This window comes from Deinococcus sp. AB2017081 (assembly GCF_034440735.1).
In the GTDB taxonomy this organism is placed as follows: Bacteria; Deinococcota; Deinococci; order Deinococcales; family Deinococcaceae; genus Deinococcus; species Deinococcus rufus.
The window spans coordinates 2,447,929-2,474,348 of record NZ_CP140098.1 but is presented as its reverse complement, the minus strand read 5'-3'; the positions used below and the strand labels follow the sequence as shown (position 1 = coordinate 2,474,348).

At 69.2% G+C, this 26,420-nt stretch carries 24 protein-coding genes; 15 read left to right on the top strand and 9 right to left on the bottom strand.

What is annotated here, in order from left to right:
* Positions 1-32 precede the first annotated feature (32 nt).
* From U2P90_RS12015 to U2P90_RS12000, 4 genes are all read right to left on the bottom strand, one after another.
* Positions 33-1,730 (bottom strand): PQQ-dependent dehydrogenase, methanol/ethanol family, encoded by a 1,698-nt coding sequence (locus U2P90_RS12015; protein WP_322472301.1) that lies wholly within the window; start codon positions 1,728-1,730, stop codon positions 33-35.
* Between the two features lie 83 nt (positions 1,731-1,813).
* Positions 1,814-2,386 carry a ubiquinol-cytochrome c reductase iron-sulfur subunit gene (locus U2P90_RS12010; RefSeq protein ID WP_295820414.1) on the bottom strand — a complete coding sequence of 191 codons (573 nt, stop codon included), beginning with the start codon at positions 2,384-2,386 and terminating at the stop codon, positions 1,814-1,816.
* Between the two features lie 416 nt (positions 2,387-2,802).
* A complete protein-coding gene (ddrA, locus tag U2P90_RS12005; protein WP_295820417.1) occupies positions 2,803-3,408 on the bottom strand; it encodes a single-stranded DNA-binding protein DdrA in 606 nt (201 codons plus the stop codon).
* Positions 3,409-3,724: 316 nt separating this feature from the next.
* Positions 3,725-5,266, bottom strand: a complete 1,542-nt coding sequence (locus tag U2P90_RS12000; protein ID WP_322472300.1) for a S8 family peptidase — start codon at positions 5,264-5,266, stop codon at positions 3,725-3,727.
* A gap of 306 nt (positions 5,267-5,572) precedes the next feature.
* On the opposite strand from U2P90_RS12000, the gene hisB reads away from it, so the two are divergent.
* The 9 genes from hisB (at position 5,573) to U2P90_RS11955 (ending at position 13,491) form a co-directional block, all read left to right on the top strand.
* Entirely contained in the window at positions 5,573-6,160 is a 588-nt protein-coding gene (gene hisB / locus U2P90_RS11995) for an imidazoleglycerol-phosphate dehydratase HisB (protein WP_322472299.1), read from the top strand.
* Entirely contained in the window at positions 6,157-6,780 is a 624-nt protein-coding gene (gene hisH / locus U2P90_RS11990) for an imidazole glycerol phosphate synthase subunit HisH (RefSeq protein WP_322472298.1), read from the top strand. Before hisB ends, hisH begins: the two co-directional genes overlap by 4 nt.
* A 61-nt stretch (positions 6,781-6,841) precedes the next feature.
* Positions 6,842-7,882, top strand: coding sequence for a branched-chain amino acid aminotransferase (locus U2P90_RS11985; RefSeq protein WP_295820425.1), 1,041 nt, complete (start codon positions 6,842-6,844; stop codon positions 7,880-7,882).
* Between the two features lie 144 nt (positions 7,883-8,026).
* Positions 8,027-9,922, top strand: a complete 1,896-nt coding sequence (locus tag U2P90_RS11980; RefSeq protein WP_322472297.1) for a 1,4-alpha-glucan branching enzyme — start codon at positions 8,027-8,029, stop codon at positions 9,920-9,922.
* On the top strand, positions 9,919-10,191 hold the full coding sequence (locus U2P90_RS11975) for a hypothetical protein (RefSeq protein ID WP_322472296.1): 273 nt from the start codon (positions 9,919-9,921) through the stop codon (positions 10,189-10,191). The genes U2P90_RS11980 and U2P90_RS11975 overlap by 4 nt, the downstream gene beginning before the upstream one ends.
* Positions 10,192-10,321: 130 nt before the next feature.
* Complete coding sequence (locus U2P90_RS11970) at positions 10,322-11,284, top strand: FAD:protein FMN transferase (protein ID WP_322472295.1); 963 nt, start codon at positions 10,322-10,324, stop codon at positions 11,282-11,284.
* A gap of 60 nt (positions 11,285-11,344) precedes the next feature.
* On the top strand, positions 11,345-11,899 hold the full coding sequence (locus U2P90_RS11965; protein WP_295817592.1) for a DUF2271 domain-containing protein: 555 nt from the start codon (positions 11,345-11,347) through the stop codon (positions 11,897-11,899).
* A complete protein-coding gene (locus U2P90_RS11960) occupies positions 11,877-12,536 on the top strand; it encodes a PepSY-associated TM helix domain-containing protein (RefSeq protein ID WP_322472294.1) in 660 nt (219 codons plus the stop codon). The genes U2P90_RS11965 and U2P90_RS11960 overlap by 23 nt, the downstream gene beginning before the upstream one ends.
* Positions 12,537-12,693: 157 nt before the next feature.
* A complete protein-coding gene (locus tag U2P90_RS11955) occupies positions 12,694-13,491 on the top strand; it encodes a nitroreductase family protein (protein WP_322472293.1) in 798 nt (265 codons plus the stop codon).
* Positions 13,492-13,499: 8 nt separating this feature from the next.
* Here the strand turns inward: U2P90_RS11955 and U2P90_RS11950 are convergent, their stop codons facing one another.
* Complete coding sequence (locus tag U2P90_RS11950; RefSeq protein WP_295817597.1) at positions 13,500-14,339, bottom strand: phosphotransferase; 840 nt, start codon at positions 14,337-14,339, stop codon at positions 13,500-13,502.
* Between the two features lie 28 nt (positions 14,340-14,367).
* Positions 14,368-15,375, bottom strand: a complete 1,008-nt coding sequence (locus tag U2P90_RS11945; RefSeq protein ID WP_322472292.1) for an HD-GYP domain-containing protein — start codon at positions 15,373-15,375, stop codon at positions 14,368-14,370.
* A 34-nt stretch (positions 15,376-15,409) separates the two neighbouring features.
* On the opposite strand from U2P90_RS11945, the gene U2P90_RS11940 reads away from it, so the two are divergent.
* A complete protein-coding gene (locus U2P90_RS11940; RefSeq protein ID WP_322472291.1) occupies positions 15,410-16,144 on the top strand; it encodes a YkgJ family cysteine cluster protein in 735 nt (244 codons plus the stop codon).
* A 15-nt stretch (positions 16,145-16,159) separates the two neighbouring features.
* Here U2P90_RS11940 and U2P90_RS11935 read toward each other — a convergent pair whose 3' ends face one another.
* Positions 16,160-16,675: a metal-binding protein gene (locus U2P90_RS11935; RefSeq protein ID WP_322472290.1), complete on the bottom strand. Its 516-nt coding sequence runs from the start codon at positions 16,673-16,675 to the stop codon at positions 16,160-16,162.
* Positions 16,676-16,760: 85 nt separating this feature from the next.
* Between U2P90_RS11935 and U2P90_RS11930 the strand changes: the two genes are divergently transcribed.
* Positions 16,761-18,854, top strand: coding sequence for a S8 family serine peptidase (locus U2P90_RS11930; protein WP_322472289.1), 2,094 nt, complete (start codon positions 16,761-16,763; stop codon positions 18,852-18,854).
* A 15-nt stretch (positions 18,855-18,869) separates the two neighbouring features.
* On the opposite strand, the gene U2P90_RS11925 is transcribed toward U2P90_RS11930, so the two are convergent.
* Positions 18,870-19,880, bottom strand: coding sequence for an MDR family oxidoreductase (locus U2P90_RS11925; protein WP_322472288.1), 1,011 nt, complete (start codon positions 19,878-19,880; stop codon positions 18,870-18,872).
* Positions 19,881-20,174: 294 nt separating this feature from the next.
* On the opposite strand from U2P90_RS11925, the gene U2P90_RS11920 reads away from it, so the two are divergent.
* Both U2P90_RS11920 and cdd read left to right on the top strand, forming a co-directional pair.
* Entirely contained in the window at positions 20,175-21,515 is a 1,341-nt protein-coding gene (locus U2P90_RS11920; protein WP_322472287.1) for a hemolysin family protein, read from the top strand.
* A 2-nt stretch (positions 21,516-21,517) separates the two neighbouring features.
* Positions 21,518-21,991 (top strand): cytidine deaminase, encoded by a 474-nt coding sequence (gene cdd / locus U2P90_RS11915; protein ID WP_322472286.1) that lies wholly within the window; start codon positions 21,518-21,520, stop codon positions 21,989-21,991.
* Positions 21,992-22,059: 68 nt separating this feature from the next.
* Here cdd and U2P90_RS11910 read toward each other — a convergent pair whose 3' ends face one another.
* Positions 22,060-23,595, bottom strand: coding sequence for a S8 family serine peptidase (locus tag U2P90_RS11910; RefSeq protein ID WP_322472285.1), 1,536 nt, complete (start codon positions 23,593-23,595; stop codon positions 22,060-22,062).
* Positions 23,596-24,074: 479 nt separating this feature from the next.
* Here U2P90_RS11910 and U2P90_RS11905 point away from each other — a divergent pair, with 479 nt between their 5' ends.
* Together U2P90_RS11905 and U2P90_RS11900 are read left to right on the top strand one after the other, a co-directional pair.
* Positions 24,075-25,673 (top strand): peptide chain release factor 3, encoded by a 1,599-nt coding sequence (locus U2P90_RS11905; protein WP_322472284.1) that lies wholly within the window; start codon positions 24,075-24,077, stop codon positions 25,671-25,673.
* Positions 25,674-25,732: 59 nt separating this feature from the next.
* Positions 25,733-26,293 carry a C39 family peptidase gene (locus U2P90_RS11900; RefSeq protein ID WP_322472283.1) on the top strand — a complete coding sequence of 187 codons (561 nt, stop codon included), beginning with the start codon at positions 25,733-25,735 and terminating at the stop codon, positions 26,291-26,293.
* The last annotated feature ends 127 nt before the right edge of the window (positions 26,294-26,420 follow it).

Below are 26,420 nucleotides of genomic sequence, written 5' to 3'. Positions count from 1 at the left end.
GCCGTTCCTGCCAGTCCGGGGAATCGTCAGGGTCAGTTGAAGGCGAAGACCCACAGCACGCCGCCGCGGGGCGTGTCCTTGGTCAGCTGGGCCATTGGGCCGGCCCACAGCGGGATCGCGCCGCCGTAGCCGCTGAACACGGCCACATACTGCTTGCCGTTCACGCTGTAGCTGATCGGCTGGCCGATCACCCCGGAGTTCGTCTTGAACGACCACAGTTTCTTGCCGCTCCTGGCGTCGAAGGCCACGAAGTCGCGGTCGGCCGTGGTGCCCGTGAAGACCAGGCCGCCGGCCGTCGTGAGCACCCCGCCCCACAGCGGGGCCTTGAAGGTCTGGCTCCAGACCTGTTTGCCGGTCGCAGGATCGACGGCCTGGAGGTTGCCGACGTAGTTCAGGTTCGGCACGGCGTTCAGTTCGAACTCGGCACCGACGTAGGCCTCGCCGGCCGCGTACTTCGTCTGGGCGCCCTTGATGGTCATGCACCACTCGTTCGAGGGGATGTACACCAGCTTGGTCTGGGGGGAGTACGCGGCCGGATGCCAGTTCTTGCCCCCCAGGAAGCTGGGGCACGCGTTGACCTGCTTGCCCAGATCCGGCCGGTGCTGCGGATCCCAGATGGGACGGCCGGTCTTGTCCAGCCCCTTGTACGCGGTCACGGTCACGTACTTGTTCGCGCCCACGTACTTCACGCCACCGTTCGTGCGGTCGAACCGGTACAGGTAGCCGTTGCGGTGTGCGCTGACGATGCTCTTAGTGCTCTTGCCGTTCACCATGGTGTCGATCAGGATCGGCTCGTTCACACCGTCGTAGTCCCACGCGTCGTTCGGTGAGTACTGGAAGCCGGTCTTGATCTTGCCGGTGGCCACGTCCACGGCGATCAGTGACGAGCTCCACTTCAGGTCATCGGTCGGTTTGCGGCGTGGATCCATCCACGGGCTCGGATTCCCGGTGCCCCAGTAGATGGTCTTGCTGGCCGCGTCGTACGCGCCGGTCAGCCACGTGGGAGCCCCGCCCTGCGCCTCACTGCCGTCGGGATACGAGCCCTTCATGGTGGTGTAGGACTTCCACTGGCTCTTGCCGGTCTTGGGATCCATGCTCTCCAGGAAGCCGCGCACGCCGTACTCGCCGCCGTGAACCCCGGTGACCAGGCGGCCACTGGCGATCAGCGGAGCCGACGTGATCGTGTAGCGCTTCTTGTAGTCCTCGATGGTGCGGTCCCAGACGATCTTGCCGGTCTTCGCATTGAAGGCGAGCATGTGGGCGTCCAGCGTGCCCATGTAGACCATGTCCCCGTACACGGCCACGCCGCGGTTCACGACGTCGCAGCACGACGTGATGTCGTCCGGGAGTTCGCGCTCGTATTTCCACAGCATCACGCCGGTCGTGGCGTCGAGTGCGAACAGCTTGTTCATGGGGGACGTGATGAACATGATGCCGTTGTTCACGATGGGTGCGGCCTCGTGTCCCTCGGACTGCCCGGTGGAATATGCCCAGGCCGGCTGCAGTTTCGACACGTTCGCCGGGGTGATCTTGTCCAGGGCCGAGTAGCCCCAGTTCATCTGGTTGCCGCGCGTCGACAGCCAGTTCGACGCTTCCGGCGCGGCCAGCCGGGCGTCGGTCACCGCCGTGTAGGCGCTCATCTGCGCCGACGCCGCGCCGCCCAGCACCACACCGGTCGCCAGCAGTGCACCCAGCCGAGCCATCATTCCGACCTTCTGCGATCCCTTCATGTTCCTCTCCTACGCTCCGGCATGCGCCGGTCGAAGTGGTCGAACGACCCGGACCGTCCGGGCCGTGGGTCACGCGGGTGGAGCTACTTGGGGCCGACCTTGCCGGTGAACCCGGCTTTCGCGACGACCTGACCGGTCGCGTCGACCTTGATCGGCAGGGCGGGCAGGCGCTTGGGCGCTGGCCCGCCGAGCACCGTCGCGTTGTCGCCGGCGTCGAAGATGCTGCCGTGGCACGTGCAGATGATGTGACCCTTGCCCATGCCCAGCGTGCCGATCTCTTTCGTGGGGCAGCCCTGGTGGGTGCAGATGCTGGAGTACGCCACCACGTCGCCGGCGGCGTTGGGCTGGCTGCTGGCCTGCACCTTGCCGCTGGCCAGTTTCACGAGCACCACGCCGCCCTTGGTCGCGTCTCGCGGCTTCTTGGTCTTGGGATCGACAGCCAGCGCCCACACGGCCACCCCGACTTTCAGATCGGCCGTCTTGACGGGCTTGCCCTTGCTGGGGCCGTCCTGGTAGAGCAGCAGGTCGCCCGCCCTGGCCGGGTCGGTGGCGGTCTGCGCGGCGCCGGAACCGCTCACGACCACGGCTCCAGCGGCGGCACCGGCCGCGGCAGTCAGTTTCAGGAAGGTACGACGGGTGGGTCGGGCATCAGTCATGGGTGGTCTCCGTTCTGAATCCCGCAACGGTGCGGGTCGGGTGCTGCCGGATGAGGACTGTGATTTGTAAGATCGATCTCTACTGTAGGCAGGCCGGGTTGGTAGGGGGTTGGACATCCGGTGCTCCAGACGGGGCCCTTCCGGAAGGCGGGGCATGGATCGTCGACACCGCCCGAGGGTCACGGCTCAGGCGCACGATCCCGAGACGACGCCGCCCGCGCCCCCATCCACGGAGTCGTGGACGGAGGCGCGGGCGTGTAGGCAGGACGGTCAGCTCAGACGGGCACCACCAGGGTCGCGATCCTCAGCAGCCTGAGGGTGCCGTCAGATCAGGGAGGCGAGCGCTCCGCCGACCAGGATCAGGACGAGCACGATCCCCATGGCGAGCAGGGTCTGGCGGGGGGTGCGCTGTGGACTCATGCCGCCCGTCCGTGGTTGCTGCCGGTCTCGGGGTGCAGGCTGCCCAGCGCCGCCTTGAGGTGCTTGTAGACCTCGCGCTGGAGATCCAGATCCTCGGGCAGCTCGTAGCGCAGCTGTTCCATCGCCTGCACCAGGTGGGCACCGCCGGGCGAGCGCTCGTGGTCGGGCCGGGCCCAGTCGGGCAGGTCGGGGGTGCTGGCCGGCGCCCTCTTCGCGTCGTCCCATTCAGCCCACTGCTTGGGCAGGTCGTACAGGTAGCGGCCGATCCCGAAGTGCACGGCGCAGCGCTTCAGAGCATCGCTGCTGGCAGCCTTCAGGGTGCCGAGGTCGCCTTCCGGGGCCTCGCCGATGTCCTCGCGTGATACGCCCAGGATGGTCAGTCGGCCCTTGACGGTGGGCAGGCGCGTGCCCGCCACCACCTCGACCTCGAAGCTCCACGCATCGGGGCAGATCGCGTCCAGGCGATCCTGCACGGCCCGTGCGTCGATGTGCGCGAGCATCAGGGCCCGCTTGCGGTCCTTGCTGATGGCGCCGGGTTTCCACCCCACCAGATGCGCGGGAAACGGGGCCTGGAGTCGTTTCTGGACATCGCTCAGCTTCATGCATTTAGTCTATAACATAACGGCGTTACGGTCAAGACAGAATGATCTGCTGGTGCTTCATGGATCTGCCATACGGGAGCGGGTAGCTGGTGGTGGTCAGTCGTGGAGTAAAGTGCGTCCTGCACGTCTATTTTGGGATGACGCGATGAAAGGCTGCGACTGGCTGCGGCTGGAGACTCTGAAATGCAAGTCGTCCGGCCAGATCAACCGGATGTCCGGAGCGGTGCCCGGCGTCTCGACAGGACGACAGGCCACAGGAGCTTGCCTGTGGCCTGCTGTTTCGGATCTGCGCCTGGGGGTGGCGCAGGTCGAGGAACTACTTCGTCTCGGTCAGGGTGAAGCTGCCGGTGCCGCTGTAGCTGTAGACGCGCCAGCGGTACGTGCCGCTCGCCGCCGAGTAGGTCACGCTCTCGGTGCTCGTGCTGCCCAGGCTGGACGCCACGGTGCTCCACGTGCTGCCCGAGAGTTTCTGGAGGTACAGGTCGAAGTCCGTGCCGCTGGGCCCGCCCAGCACGCCTTTGAGGGTTCCCCCCGCGTAGCTGAAACCGGTGGTCGAGGGCTTGTAGCTGCTGGAGCCCGAGGCCGTGATCGAGCCGGTGTAGGTGGTGGTGCCCGCCGGCGGCGTGGTGGTGCCGCTGCCGGTGTACAGCAGCAGGTTCGGGCTGCCGGTGCCGGCGCCCATGACCTTGCCGGTCGTGGCCGCTCCGAGCATGGCCCCCGCCACGGCGCTGGAGGTGGTGTTGCCGCCGGCGATCAGCAGGGCCGCCGCGCCCGCCACGTGCGGAGTGGCCATGCTGGTGCCGCTGATGGTGTTCGTGGCCGTGGTGCTGCCGATCCACGTGCTGGTGATGTTGCTGCCCGGTGCGAACAGATCCACGCACGAGCCGTAGTTGCTGAAGCTGCTGCGGGCATCGGTGCTGGTCGTCGAGCCGACCGTGATGGCGCTCGCGGCGCGGGCCGGCGACACGTTGCAGGCGTTCTGGTTCTCGTTGCCGGCCGCGACCGCCATGACCAGGTTCTTGCTGGCCGCGGTGTTCACGGCGTCGTCCACCGCCTGGCTGGCGCCACCGCCCAGGCTCATGTTGGCGACCGCTGCCGCGCTGCCCTTGTTCGTCACGGCCCAGTTCACGCCGGCGATCACACCGGAGTTGGTGCCGCTGCCGTCACAGCCGAGCACCTTCACGGCGACCAGCGTCACGCCCTTGGCCACGCCCCAGGTGGCGCTGCCGACCGTCCCCGCCACGTGGGTGCCGTGGCCCTGGCAGTCGGAGTTGTTGCCGTCGCCCGTGGTGTTCGTGCCCCACACGGCCCGCCCGCCGAAGTTCGTGTGCGAGGTGTTGATCCCGGTGTCGATGATGTAGACCTTCACGCCGCTGGCGGTGCTCGTATACGTGTAATTGCCGTCCAGCGGCAGGGTGCGCTGGTCGATACGGTCGAGGCCCCACGTTGCGCCGCTCTGGGTCGCGGTGGCCCGCATGATGCCGTCCTGCTCGATGTACTTCACGCGGGGGTCGGCACGCAGGGTCTGGAGGTTCTGGGCGCTCAGGGTGGCCGCAAACCCGGACAGGGCCTGTCCGTAGATGTGCTGGATGGTCACGCCCTGGGGATCGAGGTTCAGGCTGCGGATCAGGGCGCCGGCCCCCTGGGTGGACACGGACGACCCCACGGCGCCGTCACTGAAGACCACGATGTACTGGCCGGGAATGGCATCCGGGTTGGAGGTGCCGAGCACCGGGGCCGGGGTGCCGGCCACGCGCTCGGGAACGCTGCCGGTGGCCGTCGGCACTCCCGACTGGCTACAGGCGGCGAGCATCAGGGTGGTGACCAGCGTGCCGACAGCAAAACGAATATCCGTCATCCGAACCTCCAGGGGGGACGTGGGTGTCGAGAGAATTGTGCTTGACGTCGCTGTTCTACCGGGCCGCTATCGCTGGGATCATGACTTGTCTAGATGATATCGGCGGTGTTCCGGATTGACCACACAATCGAAAACCGCCGTGCTGCAGATGCTTTCCTTTGCCAGTACAAATATGAGATCGCGCCCAGTTTCTTACATCCGGCGCAGGCCCGCTTGACACGCCGGTGCTGGTCTGGATCTGCGGCGGGGAGCAGGACGTCCAGACGCACTGTGCCGGTGACCCTCCAGACTGCGTAGGATGCGGCCATGAGCCGTTCGGCCACCCTCACCCGTACGACCAGCGAGACCGCCATCACGGTTCGTCTCGATCTGGATTCCGCTGCCTATGATCCGCCGGCCACCGGGCACGGGTTCTTCGACCACATGCTCGATGCGCTGGCCCGCCACAGCCGCCTGGGCCTGAGCGTGACCGCGACCGGCGACCTGCACATCGAGCCGCACCACCTGATCGAGGACACCGGCATCACGCTGGGGCAGGCGCTGACGCAGGCGCTGGGGGACCGCCGGGGCATCGAGCGCTACGGCAGCGCCTTCGTGCCCATGGACGAGACGCTGGCGCACGTGGTCGTCGATCTGTCGGGCCGGGCCCACCTGGCCTTCGAGCCCGAGACGCTGGACATCTGGGGCCACGCCGGCGGCATGACGCACTACCACCTGCGCGAGTTCCTGCGCGGGCTGTGCAACCACGGCGGCATCACCCTGCACGTGCGCGTGCTGGCGGGCCGTGAGGCACACCACGTCATCGAGGCGGTGGTCAAGGCCCTGGCGCGGGCCCTGCGCGACGCCGTGACGGTCACCTCCGACGTGCTGCCGAGCACCAAGGGCAGCCTGTGAGCGCGGCGGTGCTGCTGCTCGACTACGGGGCCGGGAATGTCCGCAGCGCGGCCAAGGCCCTGGAACGCGCCGGGATGACCGTGACCGTCAGCGCCGACCCCGCCGACGTGCCGCACGCCGACGCGCTGGTCGTGCCCGGCCAGGGTCACTTCCGGCAGGTCATGGAGGCCTTCGACTCCAGCGGATTCCACGGCCCGGTCATGGACGCCGCGCAGGCGGGCACCCCGCTGCTGGGGATCTGCGTGGGCATGCAGATGCTGCTCTCCGACTCCGAGGAAGCGCCGGGCGTACCCGGTCTGGGACTGGTGCCGGGCACCGTGCGCAAATTCGACGCCGCGCCGGGCCACAAGGTGCCGCAGATGGGCTGGAACGGCCTGGAACTGCGCGGCGATCCCCCGCTGCTGCGCGGGCTCGGCGCCGACGCCTATGCGTACTTCGTCCACTCGTACTACGTGCCGGCCGACATCCCCGTGGACGACGGCGCGCTCTCGCACTACGGCGTCCCGTTCTGGGCCGCGTTCAGCCGGGGAAACCTGCACGCCACGCAGTTCCACCCGGAGAAGAGCGGCGCGGTCGGTCTGGGCATCCTGGAGCGGTTCCGCCGGTACGTGCTGCAGTGATCCCGTCCGGATGACTGGACGCGTCCCGTGACGTGCTCCGTCCGGTGAGCGACAATCAGGCATGACGCAGACCCCCGTGGCCCCCACCGTAGATATCGACTGGTCGACCCTGGGCTTCAGCTATATCCGCACCGACTTCCGGTACCTGTCGCACTGGCGTGAGGGCGAGTGGGACGCCGGGACGCTGACGCGCGACAACGTCCTGCACATCTCCGAGGGTTCGACGGCGCTGCACTACGGACAGCAGTGCTTTGAGGGCCTCAAGGCGTACCGCTGTGCCGACGGCAGCGTGAACCTGTTCCGGCCGGATCAGAACGCGGCCCGCATGCAGCGCAGCTGCGACCGCCTGCTGATGCCGGCACCGAGCACCGAGGCCTTCATCGAGGCGTGCCGGCAGGTGGTGGCGGCCAACGACCACTTCATCCCGCCCTACGGCACGGGCGGAGCGCTGTACCTGCGGCCCTTCGTCATCGGCGTGGGCGACAACATCGGCGTGCGGTCGGCCCCGGAGTTCATCTTCAGCGTGTTCTGCATCCCGGTCGGCCCGTACTTCAAGGGTGGCCTGACGCCACAGAACTTCATCACCTCGCCGTACGACCGCGCCGCGCCGCATGGCACCGGGGCCGCCAAGGTGGGCGGCAACTACGCCGCGAGCCTGCTGCCGGGCCAGGAAGCCAAGGCCCGGCACTTCGCCGACGCGATCTACCTGGATCCGGAGACCCACACCAAGATCGAGGAGGTCGGCAGCGCCAACCTGTTCGTGATCACGAAGGACGGCCGCACCTTCGTCACGCCCCAGTCGCCCAGCATCCTGCCGAGCATCACGAAATACAGCCTGCTGCACATCGCCCGGGAACGGCTGGGCCTGGACGTCGTCGAGGGCGACGTGTTCATCGACGGCCTGGACGCCTACGCCGAGGCCGGGGCGTGCGGCACGGCGGCCGTCATCACGCCCATCGGCGGCATCCAGCACGGGGAGCACTTCCATGTCTTCCACTCGGAGACCGAGGCCGGACCGGTGACCCGGCAGCTGTACGACGAGCTGGTCGGCATCCAGTTCGGAGACCGCGCCGCGCCCGACGGCTGGATCGTCAAGGTCTAGGACGCCGGGCATCGCACACTTCCGGGCGGCCGTCCAGGGTGACGGCCGCCCGCTTCGTCCACGCAACATTTGCCAAACCATGATCTTCGGTCCACGCGCCGCCCGCCGCTCCTGAAGCGCGACCCTGCCCGCTACACTCGGAACATGACTGAACCGCTTCCGCTCGACCACGGGCACCTGCAAAAGCTCGTCACGGCCGATCTGGTGCGCCCGGATCACCTGCTGGGTGCCCATCCGGTCACCGAGAACGGCGTCGAGGGTGTGCGCTTCGCGGTCTGGGCCCCGGCGGCTCAGCACGTCAGCGTGGTCGGTGATTTCAACGGCTACAACGGGTACGACAACCCCATGCAGCGGCTGGAGTTCGGGTACTGGGGCGTGTTCGTGCCCTCGGCCCGGAAGGGCCAGCGCTACAAGTTCCGCGTGACCGGCGCCGACGGCCGCACCCTGGACAAGAGCGATCCCTATGGCAGGTTCTTCGAGGTGCGGCCCGCGACGGCCAGTATCGTGTGGGACAGCGACTACGTCTGGCACGACGACACGTGGATGGCCGACCGCACCCAGCGCTTCGACCGGCCGGTCAGTGTGTACGAGGTGCACCTGCCCAGCTGGAAGAAACGTGACGACGGCTGGTTCCTGAACTACCGTGACCTTGCGCATCAGCTCGGCGAGTACGTGGTGTACATGGGCTACACCCATGTCGAACTGCTGGGGGTCATGGAACATCCCTTCGACGGCTCGTGGGGCTATCAGGTGACCGGGTACTACGCGCCCAGCAGCCGCATGGGCAGCCCGGAGGACTTCAAGTATTTCGTGGATCACCTGCACGGCCTGGGGATCGGCGTGCTGCTCGACTGGGTGCCGGGACACTTCCCGACCGACGAGTTCGCGCTCGCCAAGTTCGACGGCGGCCCCCTGTTCGAGTACGCCGATCCGCGCAAGGGCTTCCACCTCGACTGGAACACGTACATCTTCGACTACGGCCGCAACGAGGTCGTGATGTTCCTGATCGGCTCGGCGCTTACATGGCTGCAGGACTACCACATCGACGGCCTGCGCGTGGACGCCGTGGCGAGCATGCTGTACCTGGACTTCTCGCGCACCGAGTGGGTGCCCAACATCCACGGTGGCCGGGAGAACCTGGAGGCCATCGCCTTCCTCAAGCGTCTGAACGAGGTCGTGCACCACATGGCGCCCGGCTGCATGATCGTGGCCGAGGAGAGCACCGCCTTCCCCGGCGTGACCACCCCGACCCCGTTCGGCCTGGGCTTCGACTACAAGTGGGCGATGGGCTGGATGAACGACACCCTGCGCTATTTCGAGGAAGACCCGCTGTGGCGCAAGTACCACCACCACGCCCTGACCTTCTACAACGCCTACCGCACCACCGAGAACTATGTCCTGGCGATCAGCCACGACGAGGTCGTGCACCTGAAGAAGAGCATGGTCATGAAGATGCCCGGTGACTGGTACGCGCAGCGCGCCGGCTACCGCGCGTTCCTGGCGATGATGTGGGCCACACCCGGCAAGAAACTGCTGTTCATGGGGCAGGAGTTCGCCCAGTCCACCGAGTGGGCGTACGAGGATGGCCTGCCGTGGTACATGGCCGATCAGCCGGATCACCGGGGCGTCATGAACCTGGTTCGCCGGCTCAATGCCCTGTACTGCCAGCGGCCCGACTGGCACACCGGTGACCTCAAGGACGAGGGCCTGCTGTGGATCGATGCGGATGCCACCGACGAATCCGTGTACGCGTTCCTGCGCCGCGATCCCGGCAGCGCGGCGTGGAGCCTGGTCGTGGCCAACCTGACCCCGGTGTTCCGCGAACAGTACCCGGTCGGCACGCCCCAGGGAGGCGACTACCGCGTGCTGCTGTCGACGGACGACGGCGAGTACGGCGGCTTCGGAACCCAGCAGTCCAGCCTGACCGCCTCGGACGAGGGCTGGAACAGCCAGACGCATTCGCTGCGGCTGAACCTGCCACCCAACAGTGTGCTGGTGCTGGAGCCGGTGCAGCCGCCGGCGGTGAGCGACCGGCGGTGACGACGCCACACCCACCCGGACGCCCGGACGCGTGGACCGCTGCCAGTCTGGGACTGCTGGCGGTGCTGGCGGTGCTGCTGTTCCTGCCCCTGCTGGGTGGCCCCACGCCCAGCCCGTGGCTCGTCGCCTCGCTGCTGCTCGTCCGGATCGGGGTGCAGGTCATGCGTGCCCGCTCGAACGCGGCCCTGCGCCGTCCGGCGTCGTGGGCCCTCGACCTGATCCTGGTGGGGCTGCTGTTCTGGGTGCTGGCCACGCCACCGGCCGCCTGACCGGCGCGGCGGGGCTGCAGGGGGGGAGCCACGGCTCCGCCCATCGGCGAGCGCGCACCGGGATGGAGCCCTGCCGTCCCGGTGCGGTGCCTTCTCTGAATCTTCGAACTCCGTTCAGAGAATGAACCGCATGCCGTCCGCGCTGTCGCTGCTGCGTTCCCTGTGTCCACCGGCCCACGTGCGCCACGTCTACGAGCGTCTCCTGGGCACCGAGGTCGAGGTGCAGGTGGTGGCCGACTCGCGCCGGAGGGCCGATGAGGCCGAGGGCGCGGCGCTGGCCGAGATCGAGCGGCTGACAGACGTCCTGAACCGCTTCGATCCCGACAGCGAGCTGCGCCGCTGGCTGGCCTACCCGGATGACCGCACCGCGATCGGTGCCGATCTGGAGGCCGTGTTGCGGCTGACCGACCACTGGCGTCAGGTGTCCGGAGGAGCGTTTCATCCGGGCGCGGACGCCCTGGGGGCCCTGTGGGCAGCGGCGGCACGAAACCGCTCGTTGCCCGATCCTGCCGCGCTGGGGAGGCTGGTTCACGACCTCTGCGCCGATCCGTGGACGCTCCACGGCGACGGGTCGGCCACCCTGCATGCCCGGTATCCCCTCGGGCTGAACGCGCTGGCCAAGGGGTATATCGTCGACCGCGCCGCCCACGCTGCGGCCGCAGTGCCGGGCGTGCGGGAGGTGCTCGTGAATGCGGGTGGCGATCTCCGGACGGCCGGGCCGCGTGGCGTCGTGGTGGCGGTGGCCGACCCACGCTCCCGGCGCGACGACCTGCCACCCATGGCCCGCGTGCGTGTGACGGACGCGGCCCTGGCGAGCAGCGGCAACGCGCACCGGGGCGTGGACATCGCCGGGCACTGGCACTCCCACGTGATCGACCCGCGCAGCGGGAGGCCGGTGTCGGGCACGGCCGGTGTCACGGTCGTCGCGCCGGACTGTGCCACCGCCGACGCGCTCGCCACCGTGGCCGGCGTCCTTGACGTGCCCGCTGCACTGACCGTGATCGACCGCCAGGTCGGCTGTGCGGCGCTGATCGTCACGGACACCGGCCACATCCATCCCAGCGCCGGCTGGGCCGCTCTAACGTCGGGCTAACGCCCCCACGGAAGAGTCGGGCCACGTTCGGTCCATCCCCCGTCCCCAGGAGTATCCACCATGACCCACACCCGACGCCGATTTATGGGCACCCTTGCCGCCGCCACTGCCACCCTGACCCTGGGCCGATTCGCCGGTGCGGCGGCGCCGGCCACTGCCGGCAAACCCTGGGCGGCCGGGATGGCACTGGACATCGCCTTCACGGTCGCCACGAAGGCCACCGGACGCGTCAAGCGGCCGTACGTGGCGGTCTATATCGAGGACGGCCAGGGCGCCACGCTGCGCAACCTGACCGTGTGGCTGTCTCAGAGCCGCCTGAACCCGCGCTGGCTGGCCGAACTGCGCCGCTGGACGCGCCAGAACTCGGAACTGGTCAGCACGGTCAGCTCCGCCACCCGCAACCCCGGCACGTATGCGGTCGCGTGGGACGGCAAGGACGACCGGGGCAAGGTGCTGCCACAGGGCGACTACTACGTGGTCATCGAGACGGCCCGCGAGCACGGCCCGTACTCGCTGGTGCGAGAGAAGGTGACCGTGGGCGCGGCCGCCTTCAGGAAGACCCTGGGCGTCGACAACGACATCGAGGCCGCCAGTGTCAGCTTCGGCAAGGCCTGAGGGCGAGGGTGAGGCGGGCGGCGTCCCGGCCCGACCGGCCCGCCGCGCGCGGAGCAGCCGGGCCCAGACCAACGTCGCCCTGCGGTGGCTGCATACCTACACCTCCATGATCAGCCTGCTGGTCGTGCTGTTCTTCGCGGCGACCGGCATCACCCTGAACCATCCGGACTGGGTGTTCGGCAGCGGTGAGGTTCGGAGTGAGCTGACCGGCACCCTGCCCGCCGGGTGGATCACGGCCGGCACCGTGAACTGGCTGACCGTCGCCGAGTCCCTCCGCGCCGACCAGGGGCTCAAGGGCCGCGCCGGCGACACCCGCGTGGACGGCCAGGAGGCCATTCTGTCGTTCCTGGGGCCGGGCTACTCCGCCGATGCCGTGATCGACACGGCCACCGGCCGCTACAGCGTGAATGTCCTCCAGCAGGGCGGACTGGCCGTGATCAACGACCTGCACCGGGGCCGCGACGCCGGCACCGCGTGGCGGTGGGTGATCGACGTGAGCGGGATCATCCTCGCGCTGGTGGCGGTGACCGGCATCGGCATCCTGCTGTACCTCCGGAAGACCCGCGCCCAGGCCCTGACGGTGATGGGGATTGCCAGCGTGATCGTCGTGATGCTGGCGTGGCGCGCGATCAGCTGATCCCGGACGACGCTTGCGCGGCATCCCGGTCTGTCGGCGGGCTGCCGCTCGACCACGTCCGGCTCGCGCGTCTCTTGGGCCTGCGGAGGCCCAGGTCGCGGACGCGGCACCGTGCCGGGCTGGGGCCAGGGCAGGCCGGGGCGCTATGCTCCGCCGCATGTCCCTGAGCCGCACCCCGCAGACGCCCGCTGATGTCCGCGCCTTCTACGACGCCCACCGTACGGTTCGGCAGTATGTCACGGCTCCGGACGGTTCGCCGATCCCGCTGCCCGACGACCACCTGGACGCGGTCCTGCACGCCGCGCAGCGCGCGCCGACCGACGCGACCGCTCAGCTGTACTCGCTGGTGCGGATCACGCGCCCGGAGCTGCGGGCGCGGCTGGTCGAACTGACCACGAACGCGCACATCGCCACGGCCAGCGAGGCCTTCGTGGTGTGCGCCGATGTCCACCGCGTGTCGCGGGTGCTGGAGGTGACCGGGCGGCAGCCGGGTGAGTGGCCGGCCATCGCGGTGCATTTCGGTCTCGGGGACGCCGTCATGGCGGGCACCAACCTCCTGACCGCCGCCGAGATGCTGGGGTACCAGGGCTGCTGGATCGGCGGCGTGATGAACGGACTGGACGGTATCATCACCGCGCTGGCGCTGCCGGCCGGTGTGCTTCCGTTCGCGGCCCTGACCATCGGCCGGTCCGCCGAGGACACGCCCTACCGCCCCCGCGTGCCGCGCCCGCTGGTCATCCACACCGACGCGTATCACGTCGCCACAGATCAGGAACTGCGCGGAGCGGTCGAGATCATGAACCCAATCGCGGCGCGGGGCGGCCAGCCCGGCGACTGGGCACGGCTGCTCAACGCGTATTTCGGCACGGGCGGCAGCATGGGCACACGCGAGCCGGTGCTGCGGGCCGCCCTGGCGCGCCAGGGGCTCGCCGCGCCCGGATCAGCCGGCACCTGACCCCGCGCTCAGAACTCGGGCAGCCGTGCCATGACGTGCCGGGCCCTCGGCACCTTGCGGGCCCGCTGGCCCTCGAAGCCGTACGGTTCGTTCATCAGGAACCAGTACAGGTCGTGCAGCGTCGTCATGGCGATGTACGCACGGTAGAGGGCCAGGAGGTCACGCGAGGCGCCGGGCAGAAACGACAGCGCGGCGTTCAGGGCGTCGTCCGGGGGCAGCAGGTCCAGGGTGCCGGTCTTCAGGAGGGCCAGATCGCGCAGGGGATCGTCCAGGCCGGCCTTCGTCCAGTCGATCAGCAGCACCTCGCCCGCCTCCGAGATCAGGATGTTGTCGTGCCACAGGTCCAGGTGGCAGAACGCGGCCGGGCGGGCCAGGGCCCCCGCCTCCAGCGGCGTCTCGACCGCCGTGAACAGATCCTCCAGCGGGAAGGCGGTCAGGGCGCTGCGGAATCGGCGCAGCCGCTGCTCGACCCGCGCCACGTCCACGGTGCCCTGGGTGTCGCGGTGCAGGGCCTGCAGGGCGCTGCGCAGGCTGGGCAGCGCCGTGGGCACGTCCTGGGGACGCAGCGGGCGACCCGGAAAGCGCCGCATGACCAGTGCCTCGATACCGTCGAGCTGCGCGACATCGACCACCCACGTGCCCATGCCGGCCCGGCGCAGGTTCTGGGCCTCGCGGGCATGGTCGCCCCGCTGGTTGCGGTAGACCTTCACGACCAGATCCCCGCCTGGCGTGGCATACACGCGGCTCTGCATGCCGCTGTCCATCGGCACGAGGGCCCCGTAGCGCGCCTCCAGTTCGGGAAAGCGCGGCACGGCCCCGGGGGGATCGGGCTGCGGGGGCACACTCAAGGGTGGCACTCCACGCCAGGGCCGGGCCTCACAGATCCAGCTTCTCCAGCGACGACACGAGGCGCGGATCCAGGCTGCGCCCCGCCTGTGACCGGACACGCTCGATGCCGCCCAGCCGCACGTAGGCGTTGGCGACCGCCAGGATGCGCGCGTACAGCGGGATGTCCTCGCCCGTCAGCCGATCCGGTTCGCCCTGGCCGTCCCAGCGTTCATGGTGGTGCCGGACGGCCCGCTGGGCCTCGGAGAGGTGCCCGACGCCGTGCAGGAAGTTCGCGCCGACCAGCGCGTGCCCGGGCTCGCCGTGGATCTTGCCGATGTCGTGCATGGTCGCCGCGTACCACAGTTCCTCGAGTTCGCGGTCGGCCAGTCCGATCTGCTGCCCGATCTTCAGGCTCAGGGTGGCCACGGCCTGCGCGTGGCCCAGCGCGTCGAACTCCCGGCTCTCGATGGCCTCGACCACCGCGCCGGTGATCTGACGCGCCGCATGTTTCCAGTCCTCGCGGCTGTCCAGGATGCCCAGCAGGGGGGCGATCGCCGCGGCCCAGCGCGTCACCGCTTCCTGCGCCGTGGGGGTCACGCCTTCATCGCCGGAGCGGTCGAGTACCAGGGCGCCCACATAGTGCCCCCGGTCGCTGATGGGTACGACCAGCGACAGCGTGACGGCCTTCATGCCGCACTCGGTCAGGAGCGACTGGAGGTCCGGGGAATTCTGCTCGTACAGTTCGCGCGTGCCGTCCGACAGCAGGCGGGTGCGCAGGGTCGACCACGGCCCGCTCAGGGCGACGCCCACCAGGGCCCGCGAGTAGTTGTGCACCGCGCCGACCGTGTCCTGACCGCGCCGCACGATGGCGTAGGCGGCCACCCGGCCGCCCAGCAGCCGGGCGGCATGCACCAGGGCGGCCTCCAGGATGCCCTCCTGGGTCGGTCGGGCCAGCAGGTCCGCGAGCACCCGAGTCGCGTCCGGGGTGTCCGCGGACCCCGCGCGCGTCTCGGGAGGGGTGGAGGGCACAGTGGTCTTGGGGCGGCGTCCAAACACGTGACGCCAGTATACGCGCGCTACTCTGCAGCGCATGGCCCCTGCACCTTCATCCCGGGAGAGCGTCACGGCCCCGGTCATCCGGGCCTACGCCCGCTACGGCCGGCAGGCCGGCACGTGGCTCCAGGGCTACGCGGCGCGCGGGGGCCGCGTGTACTGCGGGGCCGGCTGCTCGGCGTGCTGCAACATGCCGATCCGCGTCAGTCTGGCCGAGGCGCTCGTGACGGCGCAGGCGATCACGGCCGATCAGCGCCGGGGCATGGCAGATCACGCCGCGGCCGTGATCGCCAATGCCCGCAGCGCACCGTCGGACGAGGCCTATGTGCACCGGCACCGCACCGAGGTCGGCTTCTGCCCGCTGCTCGACCGTGCCACCGGCAGCTGCACCGCCTACGATGTCCGGCCCACCCGCTGCCGCGATACCTTCAGTGCCTTTCCGGCGGTGTACTGCGCCGTGGGCACGCTGGAGGCCATGAGCCCCCGCCAGCGCCGGGAATACCACCGGGAGGTCGCCCGCACGCCGGGGACCGACGGCGAGTGGCACTTCATCGCGCCGCTGGAGCACCTCTCGGAACCGGTGTGGACAGCGGCGGCGCGGGCCATGCAGGACGCCTGGAGCGTGCAGGTGTGGGGTGACTTCTGGGTGCTGACCACCCTGGCGGACCATGAGCCGTTCATGCGCGCCATCGAGGCGGGCCGTGCCCGGCAGGCCTGGGACGCCGCCCGCCGCCTGGATCTGGCCCACCCGGCCGTGCTGGAGATCGGCTGAGCATGTGGCCCGGGGTCAGCGGCGCCGGATCTTGCGGCTGCTGCGCTTCATGCCGTGATCCGGCCGCACGCCGTCGGCGACCAGGTGCAGCCACTGGCTCAGGTAGTATCCGGCCACGACCGGCACGACCACCTTGAGGCTGACCGGCTGCGGCACCTCGGGCAGGGGAACCCCCGGCGCGACGTAGCGCAGCAGGCCCACGACCAGCGCGACCATCAGGGCCACGTAGGCCAGCCGGGTCAGGGGGCCGAGCACCCATGAATGTGACAGTCCCCGGTGGCTGAACAGCAGGCCGTACGGTACCCACAACACCCCCAGGATGCCCCAGTGGCGCTTGCTGTCCACGCGGCCCTCGGCGAGGTCCAGATCCGGCGACAGCAGGAAGGTGCCCACCGCGAAGCCCAGCGTGAAGGTCAGCGCCTGCGCCTGCGTGACCACGATCAGTTCCTGCCGCGACGCCACCAGTGCGGCGGCCGCCAGGACGCTGTAGGCCCCGATGTTGATGAGGTTGTGGACGCGGCCGCTCGGCATCCGGACATTGTGCCAGCGCGGAGGAGTTCTGTCATGCGCGTGGCCGGTTCATCTTCGGTCAGCCCGGATGCTCCATCCTGGGCGCATGACGCGCCTGCTCCGCCCTGCCTGTGCCGCCGGTGCCCTGACGCTGCTGCTCGCCGGCTGCCAGCTGTTCCCCTCCGGTGGGCCGGGCCAGCACACGATCCACGCCGGGGCCGCGCTGACGGTGCCCGTGTCGCAGCCGTATCAGGGCACGTGGACCGTCACGGCACTGCCGGTGTGGGCGACGGTGTCGAAGACCTCCGGAACCGGTGACGTCGCGTTCACACTGACGGTGAACCGGGGGGCGGGCGTACCGGTGAACGCGACCGCCACCGGGCTCACCGGTACCCTGGCACTCACCTGGAAGGGGCGGGACGGACGTATGGGCGTCACCACATGGCCCATATCGGCGCTGAACTACCGCCTGTCGGGGCAGGTCACCTCCGGCGCCACGGTTCAGGGGACGCAGGTGCAGGTGCGTTCCGCCGCCCCAGTCACCACCACCGCGACGGCGCGGGGCGTGATCGTGACCTACCGCGACAGCCCCAGTGGGCTCCAGGCGCAGTCGCGCGGCACGATGCCGGCGGAACGCGCCCTGAGCACCCTCCGGGCCGGCGGGATCGCCGTGGGCCGCGCCGCGCCGCTGGGTGCCCGGTCGGCCCTGCTGCGCGTGGCCGCCACCGAAGCGGCCATCGCCGCCCTGAAGGCCGACCCACAGGTGCTGTCGGTCACCGAGAACGCCGTGCTGCGGCCGCAGGCGACGCTGGCCGCGCCCGTCGTGCCGACCGATCAGTTCGCCCCACTGCAGTGGACATACCGGCTCGTGGGGTATCCGGCGGTGTGGCGCGACATGGCGACCACGCCCTACACCCGTCCGGTGACGGTCGCGGTCATCGACAGCGGGGTGCGCTATGACCACCCGGATCTACAGGGCCGGCTGTGGCGCTCCGGCGAGGGGGCCCTGGACGTGCTGGAGGCCGTGGTGGACACCGCTGGAACCGGGAACGGCGACGGCGACGGCCCCGACACGGATCCGACCGATCCGCTCACGCCGGGCCGGACGCTCGGCAGCCACGGTACCCATGTCACGGGCATCATCGCCGCCCGGTGGGGCGACAACGGGGCCACTCCCGACTGCCCGTCGTGCAGCACGACGGGCGTGATCGGTGCCGTCAACACCGCGAACGTGAAGGTGCTGCCCATCCGCGCCATCGACGCCGAGGGCAACACGGACGTGGCGCAGGTCGCGGTGTCCGTGCGCTATGCGGCCGGTCTGCCGGTGGTGCTGGGCGGCAAGACCTACACCTCTCCGCACGCGGCGGAGGTCATCAACCTCAGTTTGGGCGGCGAGATCAGCGCGGCCACGGCACAGCCCATGTGCGACGCCATCTCCGAGGCGGTCGCGGCCGGTTCGCTGGTGGTCGTGGCGGCGGGCAACGGGTACAACGAGACGCCGTACTACCCGGCAGCCTGCGACGGGGCGGTGGCGGTGGGCGCCGTCACCCTGTCCGGGGCCAGCGCGCCGCGCCGCGCCACGTATTCCAACGCCTATCCGCAGGTGCAACTGTCCGCACCGGGCGGTGCCGACTACTTCCAGACCCCCACGTACTACAACGGAGCCACCTGGGATCCGCAGGGGGACGGCAGCCCGGAGCCGTTCGTGGACTCGGTGCTGTCGACCGGGTGGGACTACACGAAGAACCTGCCCAACTACGAGGTCGAATCCGGCACGAGCCAGGCTGCCCCGCAGGTCTCTGCGCTGGCCGCGCTGCTGCTCAGCAAGGGCATCACGACCACGGCGGCGGCGACCCTGGAGCGCCTGAAGGCGACGGCCACCGACCTGGGGGAAGTGGGCCGAGACCGCGCGTTCGGTGTCGGCATGATCAACGCTGCCGCTGCCCTGGGAGCCCCGGCCGTCAGCGACACCCTGGGCCTGCGTCTTCAGGACGACCGGGGTCGGGCCGTCCAGCCGCCGCTCGACGCGATGGGACGCTTCACCGCCTACGTGGGCGAGGGCACCTTCCGCGTGATCGCTGGCCGCGACCGCAACGCCAACGGCGTGTATGGCGAGGTCGGCGAGCCGCGCATCGAACGTCAGGCCGTCCTCGGCCCAGACACGCCGACCGCCGACGTGGGCGAGCTGACGCCGCAGTAGGCCGGCCGGCTCCCCTCAGCGCTGGACGTCGATGACCGTCCGCCCGCGCACATGGCCGGCCAGGATCTCGTCGGCCAGCGCCGGCACCTCGCTCAGCCCCCGGAGCTGCGTGACCCCCTTCAGCCGCGCCGGGGGCAGGTCGCGGGCCAGCCGATCCCAGGCTGCGCAGCGCAGCGGCGTGGGACACGTCACGGAGTCGATGCCCAGCAGGTTCACGCCGCGCAGGATCAGCGGGAACACCGTGGTGTGCAGGTCGCTGCCGCCCGCCAGTCCGCACACCGCGACGCTGCCATGGGTGCGCGTGGCGGCGTAGGCCCCGGCCAGGGTCGTGCCGCCCACGGTGTCGATCACGCCCGCCCAGCGCTCCTTCTCCAGGGGGCGGGTCAGGCCGCTGACCTCCTCGCGGCTGATCACGGAGCTGGCCCCCAGGCTCCGCAGGTAATCCGCCTCCTGCTCGCGGCCCGTGCTGGCGGTGACGGTGTGACCGGCGGCGGCCAGCAGCGCGACCGCCGTGCTGCCGACCCCCCCGGCGGCTCCCGTGACCAGCACCTCGCCGTCGCCGGGCGTCAGGCCGTGGGTCTCCAGCGCCAGCACCGCGAGCATGGCGGTGAAGCCCGCCGTGCCGATCCCCATGGCCCACACGGCGTCTGTGCCCTGGGGCGCGGGCACCAGCCAGCCCGAGTCCACCCGTGCCAGCGTGGCGTAGCCGCCGTCGTGCCGCTCACCGATCCCCCAGCCGGTCAGGATCACCGGATCACCGGGTGTATACGTGCCGGTCTCGTCGGCCAGGACAGTGCCCGCCAGGTCGATGCCGGGGGTCATGGGATAGCGGCGCAGCACGCCGGGCCGCCCGGCGACCGCCAGGCCGTCCTTGTAGTTCAGGCTGGAATGGCTGACGTGTACCACGGCTGTCCCGGCGGGCAGCTCCGCCGACGGCAGGGTCTGGATCTCGGGCCGGATGCCAGAGTCGTCCTTCAGGACGCGCAGGGCACGGTACGTGTCGGGCAGGGGAGATGTGGTCGTCATGGCAAACCTCCAGGGCAGGACGGGGAGCACGCGGGCAGTCAGGTGCGTCCACGCTAGCGTCCCCACCGGCGGAACACCAGCCGGGGGCCGGACTGACGTGCCGGCGTGTTAGACTCGGGGCTGCCATGGAGCCTCCCAGTACTGGCTCTCTCACTTCGCCCGGTGAACACCGCCTGCGGGCGGCGTTTTTGCTGAGGTCGAACAACTTTCCGGTCGCCGTGATCCCGCTGGTGCGGGCACGGACAGCATGTGCCGTTCGAACGACCGGGGCGCGGTTACGGAGCGCGCCCATACATGAATGACTACATAGGTGTTGTGGCCCTGCTCGTTCTGGTGCTTCTCAACGGGTATTTCGTGGCGGTCGAGTACGCGCTCGTCAGCGTGCGCCGCACCCGCATCGATCAACTCGTCGAGGAGGGCAACGCGGCGGCGAGGGCCGTCCAGAAGGTGCTCGGCCGCCTGGATCTCTACATCGCGGCCGTGCAGCTGGGCGTCTCCATGATGAGCCTGCTGATCGGCTTCGTCTCGGAGCCGGCCATCGAGCATCTGGCCGAACCGCTGTTCGTTTGGGCTGGGGTGCCCGAACAGTTCCAGCGCCCCGCCGCCTTCACGCTGGCCTTCATCCTGGCGACTTCCTTCCACATCGTCCTGGGTGAACTCGTGCCGAAGTCGGCGGCCCTCCAGCGCAGCGAGCTGCTGTCCCTGCGCCTCGTGCAGCCGCTGGTCGTGTTCACGACGATCTTCCGCCCGGTCATCACGGGCCTGAACGCCCTGGGCGGTGTGATCCTGCGCCTGTTCGGCCTCAAGGCCGTCGCCGGGCACCACACGGCGTACTCCGAGGAGGAGATCCGCATGATCGTCTCGGCGTCCAGTCAGGAGGGGGTGCTGGAGGACAGCGAGAAGGAACTCGTGTACAACGTCTTCGATCTGTCGGACACCACCGTGCGTGAGATCATGACGCCGCGCGTGGACATGGTGGTCGTGGACGGGGCCTCGCCGCTGCGGCGGCTGCTGGAGCTGAACACCGAGCACGCGTACTCGCGGGTGCCGGTCTTCCAGGACACGGCCGACAACATCGTCGGGATCGCGCACACCAGCGACATGCTCGCCCATCTGGAGAACCTCGACCACATGACGGTCGCCGACGTGATGCGCCCGGTCTTCTTTGTCCCCGAGGGCATGAAGATCAAGGATCTGCTCGCCAAGATGCGCGAGAAGAAGAGCCACCTGAGCATCGTCGTGGACGAGTTCGGCGGGATCACCGGACTGGTCACGCTGGAAGACGCCCTGGAGGAGATCGTCGGGGAAATCTACGACGAGACCGACGAGGAAGAAGTGCCGCAGATCGAGATCCTGGGCGAGGGCCGCTACCTGATGGACGCCAGCCTGACGGTACACGAGGTCGAGGAGCGTCTGGCCAGCAACATCGAGGACGGCGACGCCGAGTACGACACGCTCGCGGGCTTCATGACCGACCATTTTGGCGACATCCCCGAGGTCGGCCAGACCTTCGTACAGGGGGGCTGGGCCTTCACCGTGGATCAGGCGGATCATCGCCGGGTGACCCGGGTGCTGGTCGAGCGGCACACCGCCCAGCCCGACGACGCCCTTCACCTGGAAACCGCCGAGGAATGACCATGCCCACTCCTGAACAGCCCACGCCTGACCACGCACACGACAACGCCCTGAACGTGATCCCGGACGCCGCCCTGCTGGAGGCGGCGCGGGCGGCCTTCGCCCGCGCCTATGCTCCGTACAGCCGCTTTCGCGTCGGGGCCGCCCTGCGCACCGCCGACGGTCAGGTCTTCCGGGGCGTGAACGTCGAGAACGCCAGCTACGGCCTGGGCCGCTGTGCCGAACAGAGCGCCGTACAGGCCATGGCCACGGCTGGTGCCCGGTCGTTCACCGACATCGTCGTGTACTCCGAGGCGACCCCCCCGGCCAGTCCGTGCGGCGCGTGCCGACAGGTGCTCTTCGAATTCGCCCCGGACGCCCGCGTGGTGTGCGTGAACCAGCACGGGCATGTGGTCAGCGGGCTGGTGCGCGACTTCCTGCCGCACGGCTTCCGCCTGGAGCAGCGCGATGACGGCCATGAGGTCGGCACGCCGTAGTCCCAGGACTCATCCAGCGGCCAGGCCGCCCGCTCTATATGGAGCGGGCGGCCTGCGTCTTGAATGCCTCAGCGGGTGGCGAGATCGGCGTTGGCGAGGCCGCTGCCGAAGGTCTGCTTCTGGCCCACGTTCTCGGCGCTGCGCTTCAGGTACGCCTTGAGCTGGTTGGTGCTGAATTCGGGGTGCTGCGCCTTGACGAGCGCCGCCACGCCGGCCACGTGCGGGCTGGCCATGCTGGTGCCGGCAAACCACGCGTACGCAGGAGCGCCGGTCGTGTAGTCGATCACGCTCGACAGGATCAGGTGGTAGAAGTACGTCGCCGGGCGGTTGGGGCGGTTCACGGCGTCGCACCACGACAGGCCGTTGGCCGGGTTCGTGCCGCAGTCACCACCGGGCGCGGCGATGTCCGTGCTGGCCCCGTAGTTCGAGTAGAACGCCAGGACGTCCGGGCCGTTCGCGACGAGCTGGCCGCCGACGGTCTTCAGCGCGGTCACGCCGGTTGCCGAGACCGACATGATGCCCGGCACGTCCGACGGGATGTGAGCGATGTTGCCGTTCGAGTTCTCGGCGGCATTCCCGGCCGACGCGATGATCAGGGTGCCCTTCTTGTCGGCATAGTTCATGACGCGCTGCCACGCGAGCCACGAGGCGTTGTCGTCCCGGTTCGAGCGGTCGAGGGTGCCCCCGAGGCTCATGTTGATGACGTTCACGCCACGGTTGGCCGCATCGATGATCGCGTCGAAGATGGGCCCGTCGAAGCCGCCCACGGCGTCCACAATGCTGCCGTCGGTGTCGGTGTAGCGGTAGCGGTCGAACACCTTGTACGCCGCGATCTTCACGCCGGGGGCCACGCCGATGATGCCGCCGCCGCCTGCCTTCCCGGCTACGGTGCCGGCCACGTGGGTGCCGTGATCCTCGTAGGTGACGGTGGTGGTGGCGCAGCCGTCGGCCTCACTCCAGTTGGGGTGGGCGTCGAAGTCGATGTACCTGCTGTACACCGGATACCCGGTCGTGCCGTCCCGGCCGGTCTCCTGGCAGTAGTTGGTGCCCTTGCTGAACGCGAGCTGCCCGACCATGTCCGGGTGGTCGCTCATGACGCCGGTGTCCAGCACCCCCACCGTCACCTTCGTCTGTGCGGCACCGACCCGCTCGGCGGCCACCTGGGCACCGATCCGGCGCATGTCCCACTGGTAGCCGTAGAGGGTATCGGCAGCCGTCACGCTGAAGGCCCCACCGGTGTTCGCGGCCGTGGCCAGGACGCGATCCGTGTTCTTCGGCAGCTCATAGCGGTGCTCGATGCCGACCGCCAGCACGGCGGTGTCCTTCTCCAGCGCTGCGCGGGTCGCGGCCGTGCCGGTGATGGTCGCGACCCCGGCGTTCCCGATGGCCTTCGTGACCTTCCCGCCGGCCTTCGTGATGCGGGCCGAGGCGTCGGCGGGCAGCTTGCCATTCCGGAACACGACCACGAGGCGCTGGCTGCCGTGAACCGCCTGGGCACCCAGGGTGGCATCCGTGGAGGCGGGCGCGGTGGTCTGCTGTCCACACGCGGCGAGGGTCAGGGACAGGGAAACGGCAAAAACGGACGCCAGTACGTTCTTCTTCATGGTGCCTCCAGTTGTGGTCGGTGCTCCGCAGACCATACCGCCGGAGTGTGAGGAGTGGTTCAGGATGTTCATGTGATTGTGAGTGGTCGATACCGCTCTGACGGTGTACTCGGCCCGGCAGCGGTTACCTCCCACCGGGTATGGTGACGCGGATCAGATTCAGTGCCGTTGTTAGCGGGCCTGGGTGGCAGAACAGGCGTCCTGGCTATCCAGAGTGCTCCCAGCCTCGGCCTGGGAGTCTCCTGTGCCGGGCACCTCGGAGCACCTGATCCCTGTGCGGGACGAGGACGCGCCGTCTGGTGGTGCGTGCCAGGGCGTGCACGGTGATCTACTCCGCCTTCGCTCCCCGCGCCGGGCGCGGTATCATGGGGGCATGACCGTTCTCCTCACGCCACCCTAGCGAGAGTCGAGAACGCATTCCCACCGACGACCGCACCACGTCCGGGCCGACACGCAGGAGCAGGCCCGCAGGAGTACCCATGACCTCACCCGAAGCCAACCCAGCCGCGCTGGGGCACGAGATTGCCCGCCGCCGCACCTTCGCCATCATCTCGCACCCGGACGCCGGGAAGACGACCATCACCGAGAAGCTGCTCCTGTACGGAGGCGCGATTCAGGAGGCGGGCAGCGTCACCGCCAAGGAAGGGCGTTCCCACACCAAGTCCGACTGGATGACCATCGAACAGCAGCGCGGTATCTCGATCAGCTCGTCCGCGCTGACCTTCGAGTATCAGGGCCGCCACATCAACCTGCTGGACACGCCGGGGCACCAGGATTTCAGCGAGGACACCTACCGCACCCTGACCGCCGCCGACAGCGCCCTGATGGTGCTCGACGGTGCCCGTGGCGTCCAGACGCAGACCGAGAAGCTGTTCGCCGTGTGCCGCAACCGCCACATCCCGATCCTGACCTTCATCAACAAGATGGATCGTCCGGCGCTCGATCCCTTCGACCTGCTGGCGCAGCTGGAAAATGTCCTGAGCATCACCGCCGTGCCCATGACCTGGCCCATCGGGGATGGGCCGGACTTCAAGGGTGTGTATGACCTCCAGACCTCGCAGGTGCTGGCCTTCGAGCGCACGTCGGGCGGCAAGCACCGGGCCCCCATGCAGACCTCGGGTCTGGATGATCCGAAGCTCGATGATCTGGTGGGCCGAGACCTGGCCGCCAAGCTCCGCGAGGACGTGGAACTCATCCAGGCGGCGATGCCCGAATTCGACCCGTCCGGCTTCCTGAACGGCGAACTCACGCCCGTGTTCTTCGGCAGCGCCATGAACAACTTCGGCGTGGAGCACTTCCTGGCGAACTTCGTGGAACTCGCGCCGCCCCCCGGCCCGACCGACACCACCCTGGGCGACCGCGCCCCGGAGGCGGGCTTCGCGGGCTTCATCTTCAAGCTGCAGGCGAACATGAGCCGCGCCCACCGCGACCGGACGGCCTTCATGCGGGTCATGAGTGGCCATTTCGAGCGCGGCATGGACGTGACCCACACCCGCACCGGGCGCAAGCTGCGGCTGTCGCAGGCGCACACCCTGTTCGCCCAGGACCGCGAGAAGGTCGAGGAGGCGTATCCCGGCGACATCGTCGGCCTCGTGAACCCCGGCGTGTTCCAGATCGGCGACGTGGTCAGTGTGGACGCCAAGGTGCAGCTCCCCAGCTTCCCGCGCTTCACGCCCGAGACCTTCGCCACGCTGGGCCTCAAGGACGTCGGCAAGCGCAAGGCGTTCATGAAGGGCATTGCGCAGCTCTCCGAGGAAGGCGTCGTGCAGGTCTTCTACCCGACCGACGGTGCCCGCGATCCCTATCTGGGGGCCGTCGGCCCGCTCCAGTTCGAGGTCTTCCAGGCCCGGCTGCTGGAGGAATACGGCGTGGATGTCGAGCTGAACATCACGGGCTACCAGCTCGTGCGCTGGCTGGCGGGCGATCCGACCAGCGTGGCCCGCTTTGCCCGCCACGTCGAGGACGACCAGGGCCGCCCGGTCATGCTGTTCCGCAGCCGATACGACCTCGAATACACCGCCGAGCAGCACCCCGAGATCGAGTTCCTGCCGCTGCCCAAGGATCTGACGCGGGTGTAGCCCGGCCATCCCGGCCCACTGACAGATTGGCGTGACGGCACCGTGGGTACCCTGACCCGGTGCCGCTCCTGCGTATGCTCCTGACCCTGTTCGTGCTCGGCACGGCGGTCGCCGCCGCTCCCACGCCGACCGGCTATGTCCTCCAGGGCATGCCGCTCGTCCGGCAGACCTACAACGCCTGCGGCCCGGCCAGCATCTCGCAGGTGCTCGCATACTTCGGCCTGAACGTCTCCCAGGCCGAGGTCAGCCGCTACACCCGCCCCAGTGACCGCTCGTACATGACCGCGCAGGCCATCGTCACGTTTGCCCCCATGGTGGGTATGCAGGCCCGGCTGTACTCCGGCGGCTCGCTGGACACCGTGCGGGCCGCGATCCGGCGGGGGCTGCCGCTGATCGCCCTGCAATCGCACATCACGGCGCAGGGCCGCGTGATTCCCCATTGGCGCGTGGTATCGGGCTACGACGACGCCACCCGCGTGGTGTACCTGATGGATCCCCTGCTGGGCTACGTGAAGATGGGCTACGCCGATTTCACCCGCGTCTGGGCCGACCACCACGGCCAGTTCGCGGTCATGTACCCGCCGAAGCTGCGCGGCACGGTGAAAGAGGCCATCGGGTAGGTAAGATCGAGGGCATTCACCGCTCGTTATCTCGTTGATTCCGGCTCCCTGACGACAGTCCATGTTCCGACCTTGGTCGGACAGACCGGCACACCGCGTCCTCAGACACACTCTTTACACTTCCCTC

Bases quoted from the DNA above. Each gene is read 5' to 3' on its own strand.
- U2P90_RS12015 (WP_322472301.1), bottom strand. From the start codon at position 1,730: ATGAAGGGATCGCAGAAGGTCGGAATGATGGCTCGGCTGGGTGCACTG.
- U2P90_RS12010 (WP_295820414.1), bottom strand. From the start codon at position 2,386: ATGACTGATGCCCGACCCACCCGTCGTACCTTCCTGAAACTGACTGCC.
- ddrA (WP_295820417.1), bottom strand. From the start codon at position 3,408: ATGAAGCTGAGCGATGTCCAGAAACGACTCCAGGCCCCGTTTCCCGCG.
- U2P90_RS12000 (WP_322472300.1), bottom strand. From the start codon at position 5,266: ATGACGGATATTCGTTTTGCTGTCGGCACGCTGGTCACCACCCTGATG.
- hisB (WP_322472299.1), top strand. From the start codon at position 5,573: ATGAGCCGTTCGGCCACCCTCACCCGTACGACCAGCGAGACCGCCATC.
- U2P90_RS11985 (WP_295820425.1), top strand. From the start codon at position 6,842: ATGACGCAGACCCCCGTGGCCCCCACCGTAGATATCGACTGGTCGACC.
- U2P90_RS11980 (WP_322472297.1), top strand. From the start codon at position 8,027: ATGACTGAACCGCTTCCGCTCGACCACGGGCACCTGCAAAAGCTCGTC.
- U2P90_RS11970 (WP_322472295.1), top strand. From the start codon at position 10,322: ATGCCGTCCGCGCTGTCGCTGCTGCGTTCCCTGTGTCCACCGGCCCAC.
- U2P90_RS11965 (WP_295817592.1), top strand. From the start codon at position 11,345: ATGACCCACACCCGACGCCGATTTATGGGCACCCTTGCCGCCGCCACT.
- U2P90_RS11955 (WP_322472293.1), top strand. From the start codon at position 12,694: ATGTCCCTGAGCCGCACCCCGCAGACGCCCGCTGATGTCCGCGCCTTC.
- U2P90_RS11940 (WP_322472291.1), top strand. From the start codon at position 15,410: ATGGCCCCTGCACCTTCATCCCGGGAGAGCGTCACGGCCCCGGTCATC.
- U2P90_RS11935 (WP_322472290.1), bottom strand. From the start codon at position 16,675: ATGCCGAGCGGCCGCGTCCACAACCTCATCAACATCGGGGCCTACAGC.
- U2P90_RS11930 (WP_322472289.1), top strand. From the start codon at position 16,761: ATGACGCGCCTGCTCCGCCCTGCCTGTGCCGCCGGTGCCCTGACGCTG.
- U2P90_RS11925 (WP_322472288.1), bottom strand. From the start codon at position 19,880: ATGACGACCACATCTCCCCTGCCCGACACGTACCGTGCCCTGCGCGTC.
- U2P90_RS11920 (WP_322472287.1), top strand. From the start codon at position 20,175: ATGAATGACTACATAGGTGTTGTGGCCCTGCTCGTTCTGGTGCTTCTC.
- cdd (WP_322472286.1), top strand. From the start codon at position 21,518: ATGCCCACTCCTGAACAGCCCACGCCTGACCACGCACACGACAACGCC.
- U2P90_RS11910 (WP_322472285.1), bottom strand. From the start codon at position 23,595: ATGAAGAAGAACGTACTGGCGTCCGTTTTTGCCGTTTCCCTGTCCCTG.
- U2P90_RS11905 (WP_322472284.1), top strand. From the start codon at position 24,075: ATGACCTCACCCGAAGCCAACCCAGCCGCGCTGGGGCACGAGATTGCC.